Genomic DNA, 23,389 nt, shown 5'->3' with positions numbered 1-23,389 from the left:
GGAGGCGGACATGTCTGGCGCAAAGTTTACGAGCAATGAGGTTCGTGTACTGTTCTTCGCCTTCTTCAGTGTGGTCATGGGTCTGATGGCGGTGGACTTCTTCAACCCATCCCTGCCCGCCATACAGAAGGACCTGTCGGTCGGCCAGGGCGCCATGAAGAACCTCATCGTGTTCTACATGATCGTGCTCGGCCTGGCGCAGTTCTTCTACGGCAGCTTCTCCGACACCAGAGGGCGTAAGGTCGCCCTGACGACAGGGCTCGCGGTGGCCGCGGTGGGGCTGTTCCTGGGATACACGGCCGACAGCGTCGTCATGCTGAACGTCTCCCGTGTGCTGACCGCTCTGGGCACGGCCTCGTGCACCGTGATCTCACGGGCATTGATCGTCGACACGCTGCAGCAGCCCGACAAGCTGCGCAGGGCGTTCTCGTACTTCTCGATGGCGAGTCAGCTGTCGCCGTCCCTGGCCCCGCTGATCGGCAGCTTCATCGGAGTCCGCTTCGGATGGCACGTGCAGTTCCTGCTGTTCGCCGTGGCGGTGGTGGCCGGGTTGGTCATGATTGCCCGCATGATGCCGGAGACGCATCCGGCGGCGAACCGTCAACAAGGCGGGACGAGCAAGGTGCAGGCCTATACGGCCGTCCTGAAGAACGTCAACTTCACCTCGTACAGCATCGCCTCCGCGCTGATCTTCTCGTTCACCATCGCGTTCTACGCGACTGCGCCCTTCGCGTTCGATGCGCTGAACGTGAGCCCGGTGGGCAACAGCCTCTTCTACATCCTGTACTCCCTGTCCATCATCTGCGGCTCGTTCTTCAACAGCTGGATTCGCCGGCCGCCGAGGGACACCTACGTCATCGGGCTCGGTGTCTACCTGGCGATATTCGTGCTCTCCGCGTTCGCCGACCTGGACAGCAGTCTGGTGAAGGTGGGTCTGTTCTCGGTCGCGCTGGGATTCACCTGCGGTGTGATGGCTCCGCTGACCCTCACCCTGAGCATGACGACGGTGGAGACGGCCCGCGGTGCCGCCAGTGCGGTCCAGGGCGCCATCAAGATGTTCTTCACCGGCCTGTTGCTGGTGGTCTTCGACAGCGTGTTCATCTCCGGATTCTCCTCCATCGTGCTGATCTTCCTCGGGTTCGCGGCCGTACTCCTGGTGCTTTTCGCACTCACCGCGATGGCGAACCGAACGGAGAAGGTCAGTGCCTGACATCACCGCCCTGGTCCTGGGCGGGACATCCGGTATCGGTTCGGGGATCGCTCGGAGCCTGGCCGCACAGGGCGCCGCCGTGACCGTGGCAAGTCGCGATCAACGCCGGGCCCAGGAGGCGGCGGACAGCATCAGGGCTGCTTCCGGTGCGGCCGAGGTCTCCGGTATGGGTCTCGATCTGTCCCGCCCGGAAGACGTCGCGGAGAACCTCTCCCGGTACGGAAGGGATTTCGACGCCGTCGTGCTCAACGGTCCCGGGTATCCGCCCGGCACCGTCACCGACGCGACGGCGGACGACTTCACCCAGGCCTACCGCTCCATGTTCCTGTCGCTGCAGCAGGTGGTCACCTCGGTCATCGACAGCATGAAGCGGAAGCAGTGGGGCAGGGTGCTGTATGTCTCTTCGAGTTCAGTGATCGCGCCCATCGACGAACTCGCCGTTTCCTCCGTTGTGCGCGCCGCCATGAACGCGTACCTGAAGGTGTTGTCGAACGAACTCGCCGCAGACCGGATCACGGTGAACTCGATCGTCCCCGGCCGTATCGACACCCCCCGTGTGAAGGCGGTGGATGCGGCACGTGCACGCGATCGGGGCACCAGCGCCGACCAGATCCGCAAGGCCGCGGAGAGCCGTATCCCCATGGGCAGGTACGGCACACCGGACGAGATCGGAGAACTGGCGGCGTTCCTCTGTTCCGATGGGGCGGCCTACCTCACCGGAGCCACGTTCCGCTGTGACGGTGGCATGACCGCCGCCCTGTAGAGCGCGCCGCCCCCAGGGGCCGGTGTGGCGAGGACCGACCTCGTCACACCGGCCCTTCGATCGACGCGTGCCGCTCGTGCCGCGTCCGTACCCGCCTGCCGACCAGGAGGAGAACGCCACCCCACCGCAGGCGGCGGCAGTCATCCGTCCCGGTAGTCGGTTACGCGCCCCGAAGGCAACCCCTACACTTAGGGTCGCCTAAGTTCTTGATCAGTAAGACCGGTCGGTCTTCGTCTTGTCGAAATGGATGCGATGTCAGCTGCCACGATCAGCAGCCCGCGCGGCGCTCTGGTCAGCCGGCGCATCGGCTGGACGGCCGCGGCCGTCATAGCACTGCTGCTTGCGGTGCTGCTCAGCCTTGCGGTCGGCGCCCGCCAGATAGCCCCGGGTGAAGTCTTCGACGCCCTTTTGCACGGTGGTACGAGTGACGCCGCCGAGGTCGTACGGTCCATGCGGGTGCCCAGGACCCTCGTCGGCCTGATGGTCGGCGCGGCGCTGGCCATCGCGGGCACGGTGATGCAGGGCATCACCCGCAATCCCATCGCCGATCCCGGCGTCCTGGGCATCAGTCAGGGCGCGGCGGCGGGCGTGGTGCTGGCCATCGCGATCGCCGGGGTGCACACCCTCACCGGCTATGTGTGGTTCGCCTTCGTCGGAGCCGGCATCGCGTCGGTGGCCGTGTACGCCGTCGCCGCCAGCGGGCGCGGCGGGGCGAGTCCGGTGAAACTGGCGCTGGCCGGTGCCGCCGTGAACGCGCTGCTGATCGCCGTGATCCAGGGGATGTTGACGACGGACGCGGCCACCTTGGACGAGTTCCGGTTCTGGCAGGTCGGGTCGATCGCCGGACGGGATGCCGAGATGGCGGGCCAGATCTGGCCGTTCCTCGTCGTCGGCACGGTACTGGCGCTGTCGGTGGCGCGGGGGCTGGACGCCCTGGCGCTGGGCGAGGACGTCGCCAAGGGACTCGGGCACAAGGTCGGGACCGTCCGGATCGTGGGCGGCATCGGAGCGACGGTGCTCACCGGAGTCGGGGTGTCGGCCGCCGGACCGATCGCCTTCGTGGGGCTCGCGGTGCCCCACATCGCGCGCGCCCTGGTGGGCAGCAACCACCGCTGGGTGCTGCCCATGGCGGCGCTGCTCGGGCCGGTCATGCTGCTGGTGTCGGATGTGATCGGACGGGTCGCCTTCCCGCCGAGCGAGGTGCCCGCCGGGGTGATGACGGCCCTGCTCGGTGTGCCGTTCCTGATCGTCCTGGTCCGCCGCAAGGCGGTGAGCGCATGACGGCCTCCGCCAAGGAGCGCCCCGCGGCCGTGCGCATCCGCCCCGCCGGCTACGCGCTCGCGCGCAAGGGGCGCGGCTCCTTCCTCGTCCACCGGCGTGCGGCGGTCGTCGCGGTCGCGCTGGCGCTGCTGACGGCGGCCGTGTGCGTCGCCTACCTCTGCCTCGGCGAGACCGACGTCGCGCCGGGCGAGGTCCTGAACATTCTGGCGGGGCAGCCGTCCTGGGCCGCACTCGTGGTGAGCGACCTGCGGCTGCCGCGTATGGTGCTGGGGCTGCTGGTCGGGGCGGCTTTCGGGGTGGGCGGCGCGCTGATCCAGACCGTGGCCCGCAATCCGCTCGCCAGCCCCGACATCATCGGTGTGTCGCAGGGCGCGAGCGCCCTGACCATCGGCGCGCTCACGTTCGGCGTCTCGTCGTTCGGCGTCCTGCCGTACGTCTCGGTCGCGGGCGGCATGCTCGCCGCCCTGCTCGTCTACCTCTTCGCCTGGCGCGGCGGGCTGCACGCCGGGCGGTTCGTGCTCATCGGCATCGGCATCGCCATCGCGCTGCGGTCGATCGTCCACCTGTTCATCACCAAGGGCGACTACCTGGTGGCCCAGCAGGCGCAGGTGTGGCTGACCGGTTCGCTCAACGGGCGGGGCTGGGACGAGGCCGCCCCGCTCGGCTGGACCCTGCTCGCCGTGCTGCCCTGCGTGCTCTGGGCGGCACGCGCACAGCGCAATGTGGCCCTCGACGACGACACCGCCACGGCGCTGGGCGTACCGCTGGCGCGGACCCGGTTCGGGCTGGCGCTGCTGGGCGTGTTCCTCGCGTCGATCGCGACGGGCGCGGCCGGGCCGGTGGACTTCGTGGCGCTGCTCGCCCCGCAGATCGCCCGCCGCTTGACGCGCACGTCGCAGATCCCGCTGCTGTGCTCGGCCCTGCTCGGTGCGTTCATCGTGGTGGCCGCCGACCTGCCGGCGCGTCTGCTGTTCGCGCCGGTGGAACTGCCCGTGGGCGTACTGACCGCGGCCATCGGTGCCCCGTATCTGATCTGGCTGATCATCCGCAGCCGTACTGGAGGAAGAGCGTGACCGAGAGCAGGCTCACAGCCCGCGGCCTCACCCTGGCCTACGAGGAGCGCACGGTCGTCGAGGACCTGGACCTGGACGTCCCGCACGGTCAGGTCACCGTCATCGTCGGCCCCAACGCCTGCGGCAAGTCCACGCTCCTGCGCGCGCTCGGACGGCTGCTCAAACCCCGGCAGGGGTCGGTGCTGCTGGACGGCAAGGACCTGGGCCGCATACCCACCCGGACGATCGCGCAGTCCGTCGGGCTGCTGCCGCAGACACCGGTCGCGCCGGAGGCGATCACGGTCGCCGATCTCGTCTCGCGCGGGCGCCAGCCGCATCAGCGGTGGTGGCAGCAGTGGTCGGAGGAGGACGAGCGCGCGGTCACCGGCGCCATGGAGCGGACGGACGTGGCGCAGCTCGCCGAGCGGGCGGTGGACGAGCTGTCGGGCGGTCAGCGGCAGCGCGTGTGGATCGCGATGGCGCTCGCCCAGGAGACGGATCTGCTGCTGCTCGACGAGCCGACGACGTATCTGGACATCTCGCACCAGGTCGAGGTGCTGGACCTGGTGCGGCAGCTCAACCGCGAGCGCGGCCGGACGGTCGTCGCGGTGCTGCACGACCTCAACCAGGCGGCGCGGTACGCGGATCATCTGGTGGCGATGAAGGCGGGGCGCATCGTCGCGCAGGGCCGTCCCTCGCAGATCGTCACGGCGGACCTGGTACGGGACGTCTTCGGCCTCGACTCGGTCGTCGTGCCCGACCCGGTGACCGGCAGCCCGCTGGTCGTTCCCGGCAGGCCCTGGCAGGCGGAAGGCGACGGCGACGCGGGTTCCGCGGCGGCGGACACCCCGGTCGCGGCGGGTGCGTCCTCGGCGGAGTCCGGCTGACCTCGTACCCGTATCCATCAACTCCGTGTCGGGCCGGGCTCCTTGGGGTGCCCGGCCCGGCGCGGAGATCGAGTTGTGATGCGGGCGAGCTTGTCCGCCGCCCCACGTAAGGTTAGCTTTACCTAAGTTCACCCCCCGCTGCTCTTGTCCCTGTACTGGAAAGGCCGCTCATGTCCCGCTCCTTCACCCGCCGCGCCGCAGCCGTCGCTGCCGTCGCTGCGCTCGCCGTCACCGCCACTGCCTGCGGGGGCGCCAAGGACGACGCCAAGAAGGCGTCCGCCGAGGGGGGCAAGCACACCGTCAAGACGGCCATGGGCAATGTGGAGGTGAACGACGCCCCCAAGCGCGTGGTGGTCCTGGACACCGACTCCCTCGACTCGGCGATCACCCTGGGCGTCAAGCCGGTCGGCGCCGTCCAGCCGGAGGCCGGCGCCCCGCTGTCCTCGTACCTGCCCAAGGACAAGCTGACGGGCATCAAGAAGGTCGGCCTCATCGCCGAGCCCAACCTCGAGGCGATCGCCGGGCTGAAGCCGGACCTGATCCTGAGCAGCAAGGAGCGCGACGAGAAGAGCTACAAGGAGCTCTCGACGATCGCCCCGACCGTCTTCACCAAGACCACCGGCCCGGCCTGGCGCGAGAACTTCACCCTGCACGCCGACGCGCTCGGCAAGAAGGACCAGGTCAAGAAGGTCGTCGCGGACTACGACAAGCACATCGCCAAGGTGACCGCGGCGCTCGGCGGCCCCGAGAAGGCCAAGAAGACCAAGGTCGGCTTCGTCCGGTTCGTCGAGGGCGCGGACACCCGCCTGTACAAGAACGACACGTTCGTCGGCAGCATCCTCAAGGACCTGAAGGTCGGCCGCCCGGCCAACGTGGACAACACCGGCTTCTCCCTGGACATCAGCCCGGAGAAGGTCGACGACGCCAACGCCGACGTCATCTTCCACTCCACCTACGGCGACCCGAAGAAGGCCAAGGAGACCGCCACCACCGGCGGCAACCTCTGGAAGAAGCTGGACGCGGTGAAGGACAAGAAGGTCTTCGGGGTCGACGACGACGTGTGGATGCTGGGCATCGGCTACACCGGCGCCAACAAGGTCCTCGACGACATGGAGCAGAAGCTCGGCTGACGGCCCGGCGACCGGCCGTCCGACCAAGGCGGCCACACCACCTCGCACAGACGCCGGCGGCCCGACACGCAGTTCGTGTCGGGCCGCCGGCGTCTGTGCGAGGTGCGGTGCTTCCTACAGCCGCTCGAAACCGCGGACCCGTTCCCAGTCGGTCACCGCCGACTCGAAGGCGGCCAGCTCCGTGCGGGCGGCCTGGGCGTAGTGGGCGACCACCGACTCACCGAAGACCTTGGCGGCGATCTCGCTGTTCTCCCAGCGGTGCAGTGCCTCGGTGAGGGTGGTGGGCAGCCGCGGCACCGAGGGATCTCCCAGGGCGTTGGCGGCGTGCGGCTCCGGCAGCGGCAGGCGGTTCTCGATGCCGTGCAGACCGGCGGCCACCGCGGCGGCGACGGCCAGGTACGGGTTGGCGTCGCCGCCGGGCACGCGGTGCTCGAGGCGCATCGAGTGCCCCGAGCCGACGACGCGCACCGGGCAGGTGCGGTTGTCCCGGCCCCAGGTGATGCCGGTGGGCGCGAACCCGCCCGGCTGCAGGCGCTTGTAGGAGTTGATGTTCGGCGCCATCAGCAGCGCGAAGTCGGCCAGGCAGGCGAGCTGGCCGGCCACGAAGTGGCGCATCAGCTCGGACATGCCGTCGTCCGCGGCCGGATCGGCCAGTACGGCCGATCCGTCGGTGCCGCGCAGCGACAGGTGGATGTGGCAGGAATTGCCCTCGCCCTCGTCGAACTTGGGCATGAAGGTGAGCGCGACGCCCTCCTGCGCGGCGATCTGCTTGGCGCCGTTCTTGAAGAAGACGTGGTTGTCGCAGGTGGTCATCGCCTCGTCGTAACGGAAGACGATCTCGTACTGGCCGGCGTGGCATTCGGCGCGCGCGGTCTCCATGGTGAGCCCGGCCCGCACCATCTCCCGGCGGATACGGCGCACCACCGGCTCGATCTCGGCGAGGCCCTGGAGGGAGTAGTCGACGTTGTAGGCGGTGGCCGTCTCCAGACCGTGGTAGCGCCGGTCCCACGCCTGGCGGTACGTCTCGCGGAAGACCAGGAACTCCAGCTCGGTGCCCGCGAACGCGGTCAGTCCGCGCTCGGCCAGCCGGTCCAGCTGTGTGCGCAGCACCTGGCGAGGGGCCACCTCGACCGCCCGGCCGTCCGGCCAGACCGCGTCGGCGAGCACGAGCGCGCTGCCCTCGTCCCACGGCAGGGTGCGCAGGGTCGCCGGGTCGGGGCGCAGCACGAAGTCGCCGAAACCGCTCTGCCAGGCGTCGATGGCATAGCCGGCGCCGGTGTTCATCTCGACGTCGGAGGCGAGGAGGTAGAGGCAGGCGCCGAAGCCCTGCTCCGCCGCCTCGTCGAGGAAGTACGGCACGGACAGCCGGCTTCCCTGGAGCCGTCCCTGGAGGTCCGGGACGCTGACGATCACGTCCTCGAGTCGTCCTGCGTCGGCCTCGGCGCGCAGGTGTGCGTACGGCGAGGTGGTCATATCTGCTCCTGGGGGTCTCGCGCGGGGGCGGTCGCGGTGGCGAGGGGGTTGGTGAGGGCGCCGTGGACGACGTCGAAGCCCTCGTCCTTCTCGGCGCGGTCGTGGAAGCCGCCGCCGAGCAGCTGCTCCCGGTTGAGCGCCACCCGGTCGAACTCGGGGGCGAGCAGCCCGAACTCCCCGAAGCGGTCGGCCAGTTCGGGGAAGCGGGCGTGGTAGCGCTCGATCTCGGCGCGGACCAGGCCCCAGAACTCGTCCTCCGGTACGCCCAGGTGCTCGGCGACCAGCGGGGCGAAGAACCGGAAGTGCCCGGCGAAGACGGCGCTGAGGAGGGAGTGCGCCAGCTCGCCCGCGGGCCAGCGCAGCAGCAGCGCGTCGGCGCGCTCGGAGAGTCCGGCGTACTCGGGGTGCTCGCCGGGCAGCAGGTTGACGTCCTCGGCGAAGTCCTTCACGGCGATGCCGATCGGGGTGTCCGCGGCGTCGTAGAGGACGACGGTGTTCTCGCCGTGCGGGCAGTACGCCGTGCCGTACCGGTAGAGGTAGTGCAGCAGGCCGGGCAGCAGCGCCGAGAAGAAGCGCTCCAGCCAGGCCCGCGGGGCGAGCCCGGACCGCTCGACCAGTTCGCCGGCCAGTGCCCGGCCGTCCGAGCCGACCTTGAGCAGCGCGGCCATGGTGCGGGCCTGCTCGCCCTCGCCCAGCAGCGCCGCCACCGGCTCGCGCCAGACGGCACCGAGGAGTTCGTGGTAGCGGTACGGGGCGTCCTTGACGGACTCGTACAGCGGGTGGCGCACGGCCACGCCCGCGACCTCGCCCAGCGGGTGGAAGCGCAGCTCGTCGCGCAGGTACGGGTCCGCGTCGCGGACCGCGTGCAGCCAGGCGCTGACGTCCGGCGCCGCCTCGGTCGGCTTCGTGGACAGACCGCGCCAGACGAGGGTGTTGCGGATGTACAGCGGCACCTTCACATTGCGGCGGTGCGGATGGTCGAGGTTGGCCAGCGTGCGGATGGACTGCAGCGGCCGGTAGCGGTCGGGGCCCTCGCCGAGCAGCACGATCCGGCCGTCGGCGAGGTAGGGGGCGAAGAGGGTGGCGACGGCCTCGTCCCAGTGGAAGGGGTGCACCGGCAGCCAGTGGAAGTCGACGGTGTGATAGCCGGTTTCGGCGCAGGTCTCCTGGAGGACGGCCGCGAACTGCTTGCGGGTGTCCTCGTCCAGTTCCTCGCCCAGCAGGGTGTCCGCGTCCAGACTGTCCACACCGTCCCTGCCGGAGTAGGTGGCGAGGCTGCCGTGGACGGCGGCCCACAGCAGGTGCACCGTCCCGGCCGCCTCGGGGGCGTAGGCGGCGGCGTCGGAGGCGGAGAAGCCCAGCCGCCCCTTGTTGAGGAGCATGCAGGGGTGACCGTCCTGGTGACCTTCGAGGTCGAGGTGGTCCAGGTCGGCGAGGGCGGCGGCGGGCAGGGCGCGGGCGATGACCTCGGCCTCGGCCCGCCGGGTGGCGGTCATCTCCCGCAGGACCTCCGCCGTGGTGGGGCCGTCCCAGCCCAGGACCGGGCGGGCGTCGAGCAGCAGCCGCTCGGGGCCGCTCTCGCCCTCCCCGGGCGCGGGGTGCCGCCGCAGGGTGCCGGGCACCAGCCGCCAGGTGCCGAAGGTGCCGCGGCTCGCCCGGAACGTCCAGTGCACGCCGTCGGTGAAGTCCAGCCGGTAGGCGTCGGGGGTGTCGGCCGAGGTGTCGGGCTCGGGGACGAGCAGCTCCTCGTAGGCGAACTCCTCTACGGCCTTGGCGAGCAGCCGTCGGCCCGCCTGCGCCCAGGCGTCTCGTGTGGTGCGGTTCATCGGTGGTTCTCCTCGGAGTGCGCGGGGGCGGCGGTGGCGGCGGTCAGGGGGCGGTCGGCGGCCTGCGCGGACGGATGCGTCCCGCGCCGGATCCGCACGGGCACGGCGGGCATGCCGGTGGTCTGCGGTGCGTCCGCGACCGGCGTGAGCGGTGCCGTGGCGATGGCTGCGGTCCGCGGGCTCCGCAGGGACACCACGGCGGCAAGGGCCTGGACGGCCGCGGCGACGGCCAGCGGGAGTGCGAGATCGTACGAGACGGCTGCCGTGGCGGCGATCGGTGCGGCCAGCAGACCGGCGGACCGGGCGGTCTCCACGGCGGTGAACGCCGGGCCCTGCGTTCCGGTCGCACGGAACATGCGCAGTTCGACGGCCACTTGCCCCAGCCCCAGACCGACGCCGAAGAGCAGTCGCCCGCCGACCAGTCCGGGCAGCGAGCCGGCCAACCAGCTCCAGGCCAGCCCGGCCGCGCCCACCGCCAGGGACAGCGGCAGCAGCCGCTCGCCGAGCAGGTCGTGGCAGCGGCGTACAGCGGGCAGGGCGGCCAGCGCGGACAGGCTCGGCAGGAAGAACAGCACCGCGCCGCCGACCGAGCCGCTGCCCAAGCCCTCGGCGAACTCGGTGAAGAAGGGTCGCGCCACGTTGACCGAGAAGTCGAACGCGACGCCGATCAGCGCGACGTAGGCCAGCACCATGAGCCACGGCAGGCGGCGCGTACGAGGTGCGGCGGCGCCGTCCTCGCGGGCGTCGCCGGCCCTGTCCTCCCGGGTGTCGGGGCGCTTGCCCAGGATCCGGTACGTGAACACGGCCAGCAGGGTGTCCAGCACCGCGAACGCCGAGATGCCGATGCGGGGTTCCGGCAGGGCGAGGACGCCGGCGCCCACCATCGTGGAGACGACCACCGACAGATGGAAGACGATCACGAGCGAGCAGATACCGGTGAGCCGCGCCCGGGTGCCGTCCTCGGACGACTCGTCGCCGTGCTCGGCGATGAACGCCGGATAGGCCAGCAGGAGTGCGCTGTTGGTCGTGACGATCAAGGTGGACAGGGCCAGGTACGCCGGGTAGCTGGGGGCCATGCCCAGGAGCAGGTCGAGGACGGCGGAGCCGCACAGTCCGGCCAGCACGAGTCGGTGCAGGGACCAGCGCCGGGCCGCCAGTCCCCACAGCGGGAGGGCGAGGAGGCCGGCGATCCGGCAGATCCAGATGTACAGCCCGGTCGCCTCGGGGTCCTCGATCCCGTACAGCCGCTCGAAGAGCTGCGGCAGGAACGGCGTCAGCGCGGTCTCGGCGACCAGATGGAGGCCGATGACCGACAGGAGCACGGACTTGGCGCGGCGCGCCGACCCGTCACGGGCCGGCGCGCCGTTCTTCGTCTCCGCGGCCGTCATCGCGGTGTCTTTGCCGGTGCGGGGACGGCGGCGGGCGCCTGGGCCGGGACGGTCGCCGGCTCCTGCGGTGCGCCGAAGGTGGTGTACGCCTGCCGCGGGGCGCTGGGCAGGAGGGTGCGTCCGGCGGCGGCGTTGAGGATGGTCGCGGCGCGCCAGGCGCCCAGGGTGAGGTCGGGTGCGCCCACACCGTGCGTGTGCATCTCGGCGTTCTGGACGTACAGGGAGCCCGAGACCCGGGGGTCGAGCGCGACCCGGTAGTCGCCGTCGACCTGGTAGCGGCCCCTGTCGTCCCAGTCGACCAGGTCGGCCATCGTCTCCAGGAAGGCGGGGCGGGAGGCGGCGTAGCCGGTGGCACAGACCACGGCCGAGGTGCGGATCTCGAAGAGCTCGTCCTGCTGCCGGCTGCGGCAGGCGAGCCGGTATCCGTCGCCGTCGGCCTCGGCCGCGACGACCTCCACGGCCGGGTGCAGCGCGGCGCGCGGCGCGCCGCCGCCGATGGTGCGCTCGTACATCTCGTCGTAGATCTCGCCCAGCGTCTCCTCGCTGACCCCCTTGTAGAGCTGCCACTGCTCGGCCGTCAGCCGCTCGCGCGTGGCCTCGGGCAGCCCGCGGAAGTAGCGGATGTAGTCCGGGGTGAAGTGCTCCAGGCCGATCTTGGAGTACTCCATGGGCGCGAACGCGGTGGTCCGGGCGAGCCAGCGCACGTACGGGCCGCCGTTGCCCTCGCCGTCCTGGTTGCGCAGCAGGTCGAGCGCGACCTCGGCGCCGGACTGGCCCGCGCCGACGACGGTGACGTCGTCGGCCGCGGCGAGGCGGGTGCGGTGGGTGCGGTAGTCGGCGCTGTGCAGGACGCGGCCGGCGTGGGCGTCGGTCAGCAGCGGGCGCAGCGGCTCGGGCACGACGGGGTTGGTGCCCACACCGAGGACGACCTGGCGGGCCAGGACGCGGGTCTGCGCACCGGCCGCGGAGCGGTGGGTGACGGCGAAGGCGTCCGCCGCCTCGTCCCACTCCAGCGCCGTGACGGCCGCGTCGAAGCGGCAGGAGGGCAGCCGCTCGGCGACCCAGCGGCAGTAGTGGTCGTACTCGCGGCGCGGGATGTGGAAGCGCTCGGAGAAGAAGAACTTGAACATCCGGTCGTGGGCGCGGAGGTAGTTCAGATACGACCACGGGCTGGTCGGGTCGGCCATGGTGACCAGGTCGGCGAGGAACGGCACCTGGAGGGTGGTGCCCTCCATCAGCAGGCCGGGGTGCCAGGAGAACGCCGGCTTGGCGTCCAGGAAGAGCGAACGGAAGCCGGGCGCGCCGTCGGCCAGCGCGGCGAGCGACAGGTTGAACGGGCCTATGCCGACACCGACCAGGTCGTAGGGGGCGTTGTGGTCGGGGGAAGTCGAGGGCGCGGTCACCGCTGTGCCTCCGTGAGGGGGTTGGGGAGATCGATGTAGACGGACTGGGTGTGAACGTCGCCGACCAGTTCGTCGAGTCCGTCCACGCAGGTGAGGTAGTTGCCCTTGCAGCGCAGTACGGGCGCGTCGAGCAGCAGGTCCAGCAGTCCCTGGGCGGCGGGCTCGGCCGTGCGCAGCCGCGCAAGTGCCCCGCGCAGGACGCGCAGTTGGTCGCCCTCGTCGGCCAGACCGAGCGCGCCGAACGCGCCGATGAGCCCCAGGAGGTTGTTGATGCCCAGGTAGTAGGCGACGCGTTCGTCGACGAAGGCGTCCTCGAAGACCAGGTCGACGCCGTCGGTCGCCCCGGGCAGCAGCCGTTCGATGTCGGCGGTGCGGGACTCGGCCAGGTAGTAGCCCTGGCTGTCGCGGTACCAGCCCGCGCAGGGCAGTCCGTCGGCGTCGAGGGCGACGAGGGTGTTCTGGTGGTGCGGCTCCAGGGCGATGCCGTACCGGGCCTGGAGGCGGATCAGGGGTACGGCCAGGACGTCCAGATAGCGCTCCAGCCAGCGCGCCGACGCCTCGGCGGTGGAGATGCCGAGCGCACCCGCGGCGCGCTCGACCGCCGCGCTCAGCAGGGCGCGGTGGCGGGGCGGTGTGCCGTCGCCGGGACCGGTCCGCTCGGCCAGCAGTCCGGCCACGCACAACCCCTCGGGCCGACCGCCGCCCCGGAAGGGGTTGTCGCGGATCGCGGTCTCCAGACCGGTCTCCGGACCGTCCGCACCGGCCGATATCCAGGCGAAGTCGCGCAGGATGCCGAACTCGGGGTGCTCGGCGCGCAGCCAGTCGGCGGGGCCGGCGGCCAGGAGCTGGGCGGCCCGGACGCCCAGCCGCATCTCGCTGCGCAGGTTGTTGCGGCGGGAGTTGGTGATCCGCATGCCCAGGGACAGCTTCAGCATCACCTCGGCGTCCGGCCGCTGGACGGTCCGCACGGAGGACGTGGGGTACCACGCGGGCCCGGCCGCGCCGAGCGGGCGCAGCAGCCCGGCGTCGACGAGGGCGGCGACCTCCGGGCGGCCCAGCACCTCGCGGGCCTGCCAGGGATGCGCGGGCACCGGCACCATGCCCTCGGGCAGGCCGAGCCCGGCGGCGAGCGGGCGCAAGCGCTCGGCGACCGGCCGGCCGTCCGCGCTCTCGCCGACCACGATCTCGGGGTGGGCGGCGAACCAGTGCAGCGCGAAGGAGCCGCGCAACTCGGGCGAGTACGCCGCCAGTTCCGCTTCCGACGCCTCCTCGCGGCTCTTGGGCGCGGGATGGAACGGGTGTCCCAGCAGCAGGGCCTGCTCGCTGTCGAGGAACGGCGTCGGGCCCTGGGCGTCGGGGGCCTCGGCACGCCGGTGCTCGATGTGGGCGGCGGTGCGCCGCGCGGAGTTGAGCACCCGCGCGGCCGCGTCGGCGCCGTGGTGCGGCGGTGCGCCACGGCCCAGGGTGGTCTCGCGGATCAGCGCCGCCGCCACCAGCGAGGCGTCGGCGGGCAGGCCGCTGCCGTCGCCGGCGGCGGCCAGGCGGGGCGCTCCGAAGCGGTGCCAGCCGGTGGCCGACCGGTACCGGACGGGCACCGACAGGGTCAGCTGACTGGCCGGCAGGTCCAGCAGGAGCGCCTGGCCGGTGGCGGGAACCGCGGTACCGGTCTCGCGTACGTAGGCGCGCAGCAGCGTCTCCATCGCCGCCGCGTCGCCCGCGCGCAGGGCGTCGGCGTCGTCGAGCGGGTCGGGACCGTTGGCGGGCTCGGGCAGGGCCGGGGCCGTGTCCGTGGGGCGGGCTTCGACGGGGTGGTTCACCGCTGCTCCTCGGCCCGGCCGGCCGCCACGACCGCGTCCAGCAGCCGCTGGACCTCGTCGGTGGTGGTGTGCGGGTTGAGCAGGGTGAGCTTGAGGCGTACCCGGCCCGGTCCCTCGCCCGGCAGTTCGGTGCGGCCGACGACCGCCCGCCCCTCGCGCAGCAGCCTGCGCCGCAATGCCGCGTTGACGCGGTCGGTGTGCTCCGGGTCGGTGTTCTCGGGCAGATAGCGGAACAGAAACGCCGTCAGGATCGGGGCGGCGTGCAGTTCCAGTCGCGGGTGGGCACGGACCGCCGCCGCCCCGGAGTGCGCCAGCTCGTGGCAGGCGTCCACCAGACGGCCCAGGCCCGCGCGGCCCAGCGTCCGCAGCGTGACGGCGATCTTGAAGGCGTCGGCACGGCGGGTGGTGCGCAGCGAGAGACCGAGCAGGCTGGGGTAGCCGGCCTCCTCGTCGTCCTGCGGGTTGAGGTAGACCGCCCGCCGGGCCAGCGACGCGTAGGTCTCCGCCCGCCTGACGAGGAAGATGCCCGCCGCGACCGGCTGCCAGCCCAGCTTGTGCCAGTCCAGCGACACCGAGTCGGCCAGCGCGATCCCGCCCATCAGCGGGGCGAGCCGGTCGGACAGCAGCGCGCCGCCGCCGTACGCGGCGTCCACGTGGAGCCAGGCGCCGTACTCGGCGGCCAGTGACGCACAGGTGCGCAGCGGGTCGACGGCCCCGGTGTCGGTGGTGCCGGCGGTGGCCACGATCGCCACGGGGATGTCGCCCTCCGCGACGCAGGCGCTCAGGGCCGCGGCCAGCGCCCTGGGCTTCAGCCGCAGCCGGTCGTCCACGGGGACGGGGACGACCGCGTCCTCGCCGAGGCCCAGCAGGGCCGCCGACCGCTGCACCGAGAAGTGCGCGGCGGCGGAGGTGAAGATCCGTGGCCGGGGGCCGCCGCCCGGTACACCGCTCAGCTCGATCTGGCGCCCGCTCTCCCGGCCGAGCACGCGGTCGCGGGCGAGCATCAGGCCCATGAGGTTGGACTCGGTGCCGCCCGAGGTGAGGACACCGGCCGCCTCGGCCGGGTCGTAACCGACGAGCTGCGCCAACTCCCCCAGCAGCAGCGTCTCCAGGGCGGTGGCGGCGGGTGCCTGGTCCCAGGAGTCCTGGGACGGGTTGAGCGCGGAGACGGCGAGGTCGGCGGCGACGGCGACGGCCAGCGGCGGGCAGTGCAGATGCGCCGCGCAGGCCGGGTCGGCCGGGTCGGCGCTGCCGTGCGCGAGGACGTCGGTGAGCCTGCCCAGGGCATCGTCGCCGTCCGCCTCGGCGAACACCCGGGCGACGTCGGCGGCCAGTTCCGCGGGCGTCCCGGCGGCCAGCGGTCCGCCGCGCCGTTCGGCGCCTTCGGCGAGGGCGGCAAGGACGGTGCGCAGCAGCGGAGTGAGCGCGCCGGGGCCGCCCGTGCCCCCGGACAGCGCGGTGTTCGGGGCGCCGGACGAGGCCGGAGCGACCTCGCGCAGCAGTCCGGCCATCTCCTCGTCCAGCGCGTCGGCCGGTGGGGCGGCCGGTTCGGGGACGAGCCGCAGACCGTGGCGGTCCTCCGCGTCGCCGGCGACCGCGGATTCCCCGCCGGCCGCGGACAGTTCATGCACCTTGCCGGTCATGCTCCCGCTCCCGCGTTCTGAGTGGCCGTCACTGCGGCGATGGCGTCGGTCAGCCGGTCCAGTACGGCCTCGACCTGCTCGTCGGTGATGATCAGCGGCGGCAGCAGCCGCACCGTGGAGTCGAAGCGGCCGCCGAGTTCGACGATCAGGCCACGCTCCAGGCAGGCGTCACGGACCTGCGCGGCCAGCTGCGGGGCGAACGGCCGGGCGCCGCACGCGTCCGGCTCGGCCTCGGCGTCGACCAGCTCGACGCCGATCATCAGGCCGCGGCCGCGGACGTCGCCGATCACCGGCAGTTCGGAGCGCAGCGCGGTCAGCCGCTCGGTCATCCGGGCGCCGACGGCCGCGGCCCGCTCGACCAGGCCCTCGCGGGAGACGTACCGCAGCGTGGCGGTACCGGTCGCCATGGCCAGGGTGTTGCCGCGGAAGGTGCCGGTGTGCGCGCCGGGCAGCCAGCCGTCGTAGTCCTCGTGGTAGACGATGACCGCCAGCGGCAGGCTGCCGCCGATCGCCTTGGACATCACCATGGCGTCCGGCACGATCCCGCTGTGCTCCACGGCCCAGAAGGCGCCGGTGCGGCCGACGCCGGTCTGCACCTCGTCGACGATCAGCGGAATCTCGCGCTCGGCGGTGATCCGCCGCATCTCGCGCAGCCAGACGTCCGGGGCGGGCACCGCGCCGCCCTCGCCCTGCACCGCTTCCAGGATCATCGCGGCGGGCGGCACCACTCCGCCGTTGGGGTCGGCCAGCAGCCGCTCGACGTAGTCGGCCGAGATCTGCGCACCGCGCTCGCCGCCGACGCCGAACGGGCAGCGGTAGCTGTACGGGTAGGGAAGCCGGGTCACGTCCGCGGCGATCCCGGGCACCGGCGTCTTCGTACCGACACCTCCGGAGGCGGCCAGCGCGCCCGCGGTCATGCCGTGGTAGGCGCCGGTGAAGCCCAGCACGCCGCGGCGTCCGGTGGCCGTCTGCATCAGCTTGAGCGCGGCCTCGACGGCGTCGGTTCCGGCCGGCCCGCAGAAGTGGATACGGGCCTTGTCGGCGAAGTCGCCGGGCAGCGTGGCGAAGAGCGCGTCGGTGAACTCGTCCTTCTCCGGGGTGGCCAGGTCCAGGACGTGGAGCGGGGCACCGCTGCTGACGGTCCGCTGGATGGCCTCCAGCACGACGGGGTGGTTGTGGCCGAGGGCGAGCGTGCCGGCGCCGGAGAGGCAGTCGAGGTAGCGGCGGCCGTCGGTGTCCTCGATCGTCATGCCCTGGGCGCGGGCCGGGACGATGGGGAACGAGCGGGCGTAGGTGCGGGCGGCGGATTCGCGTCCGCGCTGGCGCTCCAGGATGGCCGCTCCGCTGGGTGCGGTCCGCTGTGCCGCGGGCAGGTCGGTGGGCTGCAGGGTCATGAGGGCTGGCTCCAAGGAGGGGGACATAAGCGGGGGTGGCCGCACCGGTGGGGCCGAAGGAGGCGTGGCACGGTGGCGGTAGCGCCGCGGGGACGAGCCGCGGCGGCCGGGTGCTCGTTCAGAGCAGAAGTCGTTCGGCGACCGGGTGTCCGAGGAAGCCGTGCATGGCGAACTCCCAGCCGTAGGAGCCCGCGTTGGGGAAGACGACCAGGTCGCCGGCGCGCACCCGGTCCACCTTCACGTCGCGCAGCAGGGTGTCCTCGGGGGTGCACAGTTCACCGACGACGGTCACCCGGGTGCCCTCGGCGGCGGGACGGGGGCAGCCGTCGGGCCAGTCCTCGACGGGCAGGACCGCGACGTTGTGCACGATGTCCCAGGAGGTGGGCAGCTGGAAGTGGTTGATGCCGCCGCGGAGCACGACGAACGACTCGCCGTACGACGCCTTCACGTCGGTCACCTCGGCGGCGTACCAGCCGCAGTCGGTGACCAGGAAACGGCCGGGCTCCAGCACGACCTTGACGCCCTCGGGGACCTCCACCTGCGCGGCCAGTTCCCCGAAGCGGACGACGTCGAAGGGCTTCTCACCGATCTCGAAGGCGACGCCGATGCCGCCGCCGATGTCGACATGGCGCAGGTCGATCCCGTTCTCGCGGGCGGTCCGCACGCTCCACTCCACGCACCAGCGCAGATACGCGGCATGGGAGTCGGCGTCGAGGTTGTTGGAGGCGGCGTGGATATGGAAACCGACCAGGTCCAGGCCGGGCAGCACGGCCGCCGCGCGCAGCACACCGGGCACATCCGGCTCCGCCACACCGAACTGGGAGGGCACACCGCCCATGTGCAGCGAGCCGGTGACCGGGATCGTCTCCGGGTTGACGCGCAGCGCCACCTTGGCGCGGACGCCCTCCGCAACCGCGATCCGGCTGATCCGGTGCAGTTCGAGCAGGCTCTCGGCGTTGATCGCCTCGACCCCGGCCCGGACCAGGGCGGTCAGGACCGGAACGGACTTCGCGGGCCCCGCGGCGACCACGGGGGCGGTGGCTCCCTCGGCAACCGGCTTGGTCGACAGGGCGAGTTCGAGCTCCGAGCGGGAGGCGACCTCGAACCCGTCGACGTACGGCGCCAGTGCCGCGACGACCCCGGGGAAGGAGTTCGCCTTCACGGCGTAGTAGACGGCCGCCCAGTCGGGAAGGGCGCTGCGCAGCTCTCGCGCACGCTCGGCGGCGACGTTCCCGTCGTACACATACGTGGAGACCGGCGTCTCGGACTGCGCCAGTTCCAGAAGACGACCGCGAACCCTCTCCGGGACCACGTCGACGGGGTAAACGGATCGCGGGGCTGCGGACGGCGGCAACTCTATGGACACGGTGATGCCTCAGGTCGGGGGCGGGGACAGGGAAAAAGTTCGGTTTCCGGGCGGGCCGGGAGCGGCAAGGGCCTTCAGCCACGGCCGAGCGGACGCACACCGGCGAGCGGGCGCACTCCGTCGAGCGGGCGCACGATCGCCACATGGGGGCGCCAGCCCGGGTACGGCTCCATCCGACCGACGGGCGTGAAGCCGTACTTGGCGTACGTGGCGAGCATCACGTCGTTGCCCTCGGACACGAAGGCCGCCGCACGCTCCTCCGGGCGCTCCGCGAGAAACGCCTCGAAGAGCACATGCCCGATGCGCGAGCGCCGCCACCGGTGACGCACCAGCAACTCGCACACCCCGATCGTGCGTCCGGGGTACTCGCGGGTGAACTCCGCACCGGGATCCGGCATCAGGCCGTCCCACCACAGCGAGTCCGGCGGAAGCGTGTATCCGTAGACGAATCCGGCCACCTCATCGCCGTGCAGAGCCGCCATCAGCCCGAAGCCGGGGCGCTCGGCATGCCGCAGCAGACGGTCCGAGACGGGCGGATCCTGATGGTCACTGAGGCCCAGCGCATCCGCGTAGACGTCCTCGTAGACGCCTGCCCACCGCCCGACGTCGGAGGTGACGGCCGTACCGTCGTAGTGCTCGATCACAAGCTCGGCCGACGCCATCGCCGGCGCCGGCGCGATTGACTTGCTCGAACGAGTCACGAATGCTCCCAGGGGGTACACAACTGCCTGGCGGACACACGAATTCAGGCAAGTGCTTAGGTGAGGCTAACCTAACGCCTCCTGGTCGCGTCGCCAAGACCGGGTGTAACGCACACGCAGTGCTGCCGGGTCGAGCCCGAGACCGCACGCTGAACCCCCGTCAGGACTCAAGAGCACCCCGGGGCCCCTGACGGGCTCACCTCGGCAACACCGAAGGGCGCCCCCTCCTTGGCGCCGAAGCCCGAACGCCAGGCGGTGACCAGACCTCCCCGCGAAACCTGGTCAGCGGCGTTTCAGCAGCCCGGCAGGGGCCGGGCGATGACGCCCGACCCCTGCCGGAAGGGAGAAAGCGGGCCCCCGGCGCCCAGCCTGCGGCTCGGCTGCCCGGGGCCGTCACCCACCCTCAGTAGCCCTTCTCGTCCTTCTCGTCCTTGTCGTCCTTGCCGCCCTTGTCGTCGCCCTTGTCGCCCTTGTCGCCACCGTCGGCGAAGCTGTTGTTGCAGCCCATCGACGAGCCCATGGTGGTGGACTGCGCACCCGGGCTGCCCTCGCCGCCGAGCGCGTTGCCCAGCACGCCGTTGAGGATTCCGACCTCGCCGAGGACGTCGACGTTCAGGTCGTGCGAGCGACAGGAGCTGCCCTGCTTGATGTTGAACGCGCTGCCCTTGCCCCCGTGCATGCCGCCGTCGGCGTGGGCCGAGCCGGCGCCGAGGAAGGCGACGCTGCCGAGGACGGCCGCCACGACGGCAGCCTTACGGAAGGTGTGCATGTCATCTCCGGTGTTTTTCGAACGGATGCGATCAGTAATTGATCAACCTCGTACAGTTACGAAAGGCTAATCGCAAATTCACTGACCCCCGTTGATCGACGCGCCGAATCTGGGCGCGCGGCCGCGGGCGCCGGTCGAGTCTCGTAAGAGCGTCGGTGGAAGTTCTTGACGCCCCACACCTGCACGGTGCCGTCGTTGTCGCCGCTCCCTGTGGCGACCGCGGTGCCGTCCGGGCTGAACGCGAGCCCGGTGACGAGGTGGGTATCGGCGAATCTCGCGACGTTCCGTTGGCCGGCCACGTCCCACAGGCGCGTGGTGTGGTCCCAGTTGCCGGTGGCCGGGGTGCGGCCGCTCCGGCGAGGGGAGATCCAGCTTTGCGATGCACCAACCTGCCGTGGTGGACGGCGAGTTGGCGAACGCCCTGCCCCGTTCCGGCGAAGGCCGCTCAGCCCAGAGCGCCCTCCTGCGGTGTGAGGACGACGAACTCCGCGCCCGACGAGTCGGCGCAGACGGCCAGCCGGCCGACGTCCTCGGCGGTTTCCGGGCCCATCGACAGCGAGCCGCCGTTGCCCGTCACCAGCCCGACCGTGGCATCGCAGTCCTTCGAGACGAACACCGGGTGCCAGTACGGCTTTCCGCCCGGCCCGAGCAGGTCGGCGGGGACGCCGATGAGACCGCCGTGCATCCGTTCCTCACCGCAGTTCGCGGGGCGGAGCAGGGTGTAGGTGCCGCCGCCTTCGGGAAGCTGCATGTCCTGGGTGTGCCAGCCGAAGACGGTCTTGTAGAAGGTCTGCGCGGCGGCCGGGTCGGTGGTGTACAACTCCGTCCAGCCCAGACTGCCGGGGCCGTCCGCGGCCTCGATGCCCGGATACCTCGCCGGCTGCCAGACGGCGAACTCCGCGCCCTGCGGATCGGTGAGTTGGGCGAACCGGCCGTCGTCCGCCCCGACCGGGGCCGGCGCCGAGCGGACCGCGCCGCCCGCCCGCGCCACCGCCTCGGCCGTGGCATCCGCGTCAGGAGTGTGGAAGTAGATCGTCCAGGCGGAGCGGGCGCCGTCCTCGGTGAGCGGGCCGACCGCGCCGACCGCCTTCCCGTCGAGCCGGAAGAGGGTGTATCCGCTCGCGCCCTGCTCACCGTGCGGTTCGGCCCGCCAGCCGAACACGGCTCGGTAGAAGGCCGCCGCGACCTCGACATCGGGCGTACCGAGATCGATCCAGCACGGGGAGCCGGGGACGAAGTCAGTAGTGATCATGACCATTCCCTTCGCGGATCCTTCGTGGTTTCAGCCTGACACCCGCCACTGACACTCGCCCGTCGGCCGCCCGCCGCCCGGGATTCGGCGTCCGGGCGTCCGCTTGCTAGCCTGACGCGCGCTCGTCAAGGAATCCCGCATCGACGGGACCCGCGAGCGCGTCATCGATCGGGTACGCGTACGGCTACGCGTACCGCGGCGGCCGCCACAGAGGCGACCGCCTGTCACGGGGGAGAACTCAGGATGAAGATTCGCCATGTTCGCGCTGTCGCCGTGTGCGCACTGGTGGTCGTCGCGCTGACCGGTGCGCGCGGTTCGCACGGTGGGGGCTGCGGCGGCAGCCACAGCTCCAGCAGCTCCAGCAGCAGCTCCGGCGGCGAGTACAGCTCCGGCAGCACGTCCAGCGGCGGATACAGCAGCTCCGGCAGCACCACCAGCGGCACCACCACCAGCGGGACGACGACCGGTTCGCCGTCCTCCGGGTCCACCACGCCGCCGGAGTCGGACATCCGCATCACCGACTGCCAGGTCGACAGCGCGGCCGCCACGCTGACCGCCAAGCTGAGCGTGACCAACGGCAACACCACGAGCCCCGCGACCTACAACGGCAGCGTGCGCTTCACCGACGCCTCCGGCGGCTACGTCGGCGTCGTGCAGATCTCGTCGCTCAAGGTGGCCGCCGGCCAGACCCTGCCCACCACGGTGACCGGCACGTTCATCAAGAGCCCCAGCGAGCAGGGCACGTTGTCGGGCAAGTGCACGCTGGGCAGTGTGTGGAAGGTCAACGGCTGAGGCCGGCTGCGGCCGGGCCGCGCGGCGGAGTCCGGGACCGGCACGGGCGGTTGGCGTTCAGTTCCGGTACAGCTCCTTGGCGATGATGGAGCGCTGCACCTCCGTCGCGCCCTCGTAGATGCGCGGCGCGCGGACCTCCCGGTAGAGGTGCTCCAGGAGGTGCCCGCGGCGCAGCGCGCGGGCGCCGTGGATCTGGACGGCGGCGTCGACCACGTACTGGGCGGTCTCGGTCGCCAGCAGTTTGGCCATGGCCGAGCGGCGGGCGATGTCCGGGGCCCCGGTGTCATAGGCGGAGGCGGCGGCGTACACCAGTAGGCGGGCGGACTCGACCCGGGTGGCCATCTCGGCGAGCTGGTGGCCCACGGACTGCAGGTCCTTCAGCGGGCCGCCGAACGCGGTGCGCGCGCCCGCGTGCGCCAGCGCCGCGTCCAGCGCGGCCTGCGCCATGCCGACCGCGAAGGCGCCCACGCTCGGCCGGAAGAGGTTCAGGGTGGCCATCGCGACGGCGAACCCGCAGCCCACCTCGCCCAGCACATCCGCCCTGGTCACCGGCGTGCCGTCGAACACCAACGTCCCGATGGGGTGCGGGCTGAGCATGTCCAGGCGCTCGCCGGTCAGGCCGGGCCGGTCGGCGGGGACGAGGAAGGCGGTCACACCGCGCGCGCCCGCCGCGCCCCCGGTGCGGGCGAAGACGGTGGCGAAGTCGGCCTCGGGGGCGTTGGAGATCCAGCACTTCTCGCCGGTCAGCCGCCAGCCGTCGGGGCCGTCCGGCTCGGCGGCCAGGGACAGCGCTGCGGCGTCCGAGCCGGCTCCCGGCTCGCTCAGCGCGAAGGACGCGACGGCGCGCCCGGCCGCCACCTCGGGCAGCCAACGGGCGCGCTGGGCGTCGGTGCCGGCCTGGACGATCGGGTAGGCGCCCAGACCCTGGAGCGCGAGCGCGGTCTCCGCCTCCGTGCACTCCTGGGCGAGGGATTCCCGCAGCAGGCACAGGTCCAGGGCGCGCAGCGATCCGTCGGCGGGGAACAGGCGGCGCAGCAGGCCCAGTTCACCGAGGGTGGCGACCAGCGGGCGGTTGACCCGGCCCGCCGCGCCCTTCTCCACCAGCGGGCTCAGCCGTTCGGCCGTCATGGCGCGCAGCTCGGCGCACCATTGCCGCTCGTCCGGTCCCAGCGCGAATACAGTCACGAGGCGGCTCCCTGGTAGCGGTCCTCTATCGCGGTCTGTTGACTGCCGTCACCAACA

21 protein-coding genes are annotated in these 23,389 nt (G+C 71.9%); 7 read left to right on the top strand and 14 right to left on the bottom strand.

Annotation, left to right across the window (positions count from 1 at the left end):
- Positions 1–10 precede the first annotated feature (10 nt).
- The 6 genes from WAB15_RS31005 (at position 11) to WAB15_RS30980 (ending at position 6,323) form a co-directional block, all read left to right on the top strand.
- Positions 11–1,210, top strand: coding sequence for an MFS transporter (locus WAB15_RS31005; RefSeq protein WP_407288228.1), 1,200 nt, complete (start codon positions 11–13; stop codon positions 1,208–1,210).
- Positions 1,203–1,973 carry an SDR family oxidoreductase gene (locus tag WAB15_RS31000; RefSeq protein ID WP_407288227.1) on the top strand — a complete coding sequence of 257 codons (771 nt, stop codon included), beginning with the start codon at positions 1,203–1,205 and terminating at the stop codon, positions 1,971–1,973. The genes WAB15_RS31005 and WAB15_RS31000 overlap by 8 nt, the downstream gene beginning before the upstream one ends.
- A 252-nt stretch (positions 1,974–2,225) precedes the next feature.
- Positions 2,226–3,254 (top strand): FecCD family ABC transporter permease, encoded by a 1,029-nt coding sequence (locus WAB15_RS30995; RefSeq protein ID WP_407288226.1) that lies wholly within the window; start codon positions 2,226–2,228, stop codon positions 3,252–3,254.
- Complete coding sequence (locus WAB15_RS30990) at positions 3,251–4,327, top strand: FecCD family ABC transporter permease (protein ID WP_399146199.1); 1,077 nt, start codon at positions 3,251–3,253, stop codon at positions 4,325–4,327. The genes WAB15_RS30995 and WAB15_RS30990 overlap by 4 nt, the downstream gene beginning before the upstream one ends.
- On the top strand, positions 4,324–5,193 hold the full coding sequence (locus WAB15_RS30985; RefSeq protein WP_407288225.1) for an ABC transporter ATP-binding protein: 870 nt from the start codon (positions 4,324–4,326) through the stop codon (positions 5,191–5,193). Before WAB15_RS30990 ends, WAB15_RS30985 begins: the two co-directional genes overlap by 4 nt.
- A gap of 170 nt (positions 5,194–5,363) precedes the next feature.
- Positions 5,364–6,323, top strand: a complete 960-nt coding sequence (locus tag WAB15_RS30980; RefSeq protein ID WP_407288224.1) for an ABC transporter substrate-binding protein — start codon at positions 5,364–5,366, stop codon at positions 6,321–6,323.
- Between the two features lie 114 nt (positions 6,324–6,437).
- Here WAB15_RS30980 and WAB15_RS30975 read toward each other — a convergent pair whose 3' ends face one another.
- The 13 genes from WAB15_RS30975 to WAB15_RS30915 form a co-directional block, all read right to left on the bottom strand.
- Positions 6,438–7,796, bottom strand: a complete 1,359-nt coding sequence (locus tag WAB15_RS30975) for a glutamine synthetase family protein (protein WP_399146196.1) — start codon at positions 7,794–7,796, stop codon at positions 6,438–6,440.
- Positions 7,793–9,622 (bottom strand): IucA/IucC family protein, encoded by a 1,830-nt coding sequence (locus WAB15_RS30970; protein WP_399146195.1) that lies wholly within the window; start codon positions 9,620–9,622, stop codon positions 7,793–7,795. Before WAB15_RS30970 ends, WAB15_RS30975 begins: the two co-directional genes overlap by 4 nt.
- Entirely contained in the window at positions 9,619–11,010 is a 1,392-nt protein-coding gene (locus WAB15_RS30965; RefSeq protein WP_399146194.1) for an MFS transporter, read from the bottom strand. The genes WAB15_RS30970 and WAB15_RS30965 overlap by 4 nt, the downstream gene beginning before the upstream one ends.
- Positions 11,007–12,413: a lysine N(6)-hydroxylase/L-ornithine N(5)-oxygenase family protein gene (locus WAB15_RS30960; protein WP_407288223.1), complete on the bottom strand. Its 1,407-nt coding sequence runs from the start codon at positions 12,411–12,413 to the stop codon at positions 11,007–11,009. Before WAB15_RS30960 ends, WAB15_RS30965 begins: the two co-directional genes overlap by 4 nt.
- Positions 12,410–14,230: an IucA/IucC family protein gene (locus WAB15_RS30955; protein WP_407288222.1), complete on the bottom strand. Its 1,821-nt coding sequence runs from the start codon at positions 14,228–14,230 to the stop codon at positions 12,410–12,412. Before WAB15_RS30955 ends, WAB15_RS30960 begins: the two co-directional genes overlap by 4 nt.
- Positions 14,227–15,873 (bottom strand): pyridoxal phosphate-dependent decarboxylase family protein, encoded by a 1,647-nt coding sequence (locus WAB15_RS30950; protein ID WP_407288221.1) that lies wholly within the window; start codon positions 15,871–15,873, stop codon positions 14,227–14,229. The genes WAB15_RS30955 and WAB15_RS30950 overlap by 4 nt, the downstream gene beginning before the upstream one ends.
- Positions 15,870–17,267, bottom strand: coding sequence for a diaminobutyrate--2-oxoglutarate transaminase (locus WAB15_RS30945; protein ID WP_399146190.1), 1,398 nt, complete (start codon positions 17,265–17,267; stop codon positions 15,870–15,872). Before WAB15_RS30945 ends, WAB15_RS30950 begins: the two co-directional genes overlap by 4 nt.
- A 118-nt stretch (positions 17,268–17,385) precedes the next feature.
- Positions 17,386–18,579, bottom strand: coding sequence for an alanine racemase (locus tag WAB15_RS30940; protein ID WP_407288220.1), 1,194 nt, complete (start codon positions 18,577–18,579; stop codon positions 17,386–17,388).
- Positions 18,580–18,707: 128 nt separating this feature from the next.
- On the bottom strand, positions 18,708–19,334 hold the full coding sequence (locus WAB15_RS30935) for a GNAT family N-acetyltransferase (RefSeq protein WP_407288219.1): 627 nt from the start codon (positions 19,332–19,334) through the stop codon (positions 18,708–18,710).
- Positions 19,335–19,737: 403 nt separating this feature from the next.
- Entirely contained in the window at positions 19,738–20,103 is a 366-nt protein-coding gene (locus WAB15_RS30930; protein WP_399146187.1) for a hypothetical protein, read from the bottom strand.
- Positions 20,104–20,159: 56 nt separating this feature from the next.
- Positions 20,160–20,402: a hypothetical protein gene (locus WAB15_RS30925; RefSeq protein ID WP_407288218.1), complete on the bottom strand. Its 243-nt coding sequence runs from the start codon at positions 20,400–20,402 to the stop codon at positions 20,160–20,162.
- Positions 20,403–20,548: 146 nt separating this feature from the next.
- Positions 20,549–21,355, bottom strand: coding sequence for a VOC family protein (locus tag WAB15_RS30920; RefSeq protein WP_399146185.1), 807 nt, complete (start codon positions 21,353–21,355; stop codon positions 20,549–20,551).
- A 224-nt stretch (positions 21,356–21,579) separates the two neighbouring features.
- Positions 21,580–21,930 carry a hypothetical protein gene (locus WAB15_RS30915; RefSeq protein WP_399146184.1) on the bottom strand — a complete coding sequence of 117 codons (351 nt, stop codon included), beginning with the start codon at positions 21,928–21,930 and terminating at the stop codon, positions 21,580–21,582.
- On the opposite strand from WAB15_RS30915, the gene WAB15_RS30910 reads away from it, so the two are divergent.
- Positions 21,923–22,147 carry a hypothetical protein gene (locus WAB15_RS30910; RefSeq protein WP_399146183.1) on the top strand — a complete coding sequence of 75 codons (225 nt, stop codon included), beginning with the start codon at positions 21,923–21,925 and terminating at the stop codon, positions 22,145–22,147. The genes WAB15_RS30915 and WAB15_RS30910 overlap by 8 nt on opposite strands.
- A gap of 57 nt (positions 22,148–22,204) precedes the next feature.
- On the opposite strand, the gene WAB15_RS30905 is transcribed toward WAB15_RS30910, so the two are convergent.
- Positions 22,205–23,332: an acyl-CoA dehydrogenase family protein gene (locus WAB15_RS30905; protein ID WP_399146182.1), complete on the bottom strand. Its 1,128-nt coding sequence runs from the start codon at positions 23,330–23,332 to the stop codon at positions 22,205–22,207.
- Positions 23,333–23,389: the final 57 nt, after the last annotated feature.

This window comes from Streptomyces sirii (assembly GCF_045690365.1).
GTDB lineage: Bacteria > Actinomycetota > Actinomycetes > Streptomycetales > Streptomycetaceae > Streptomyces > Streptomyces sirii.
Note: the sequence above shows the minus strand (reverse complement) of the source record. Positions and strands in the feature narration are given on the sequence as shown.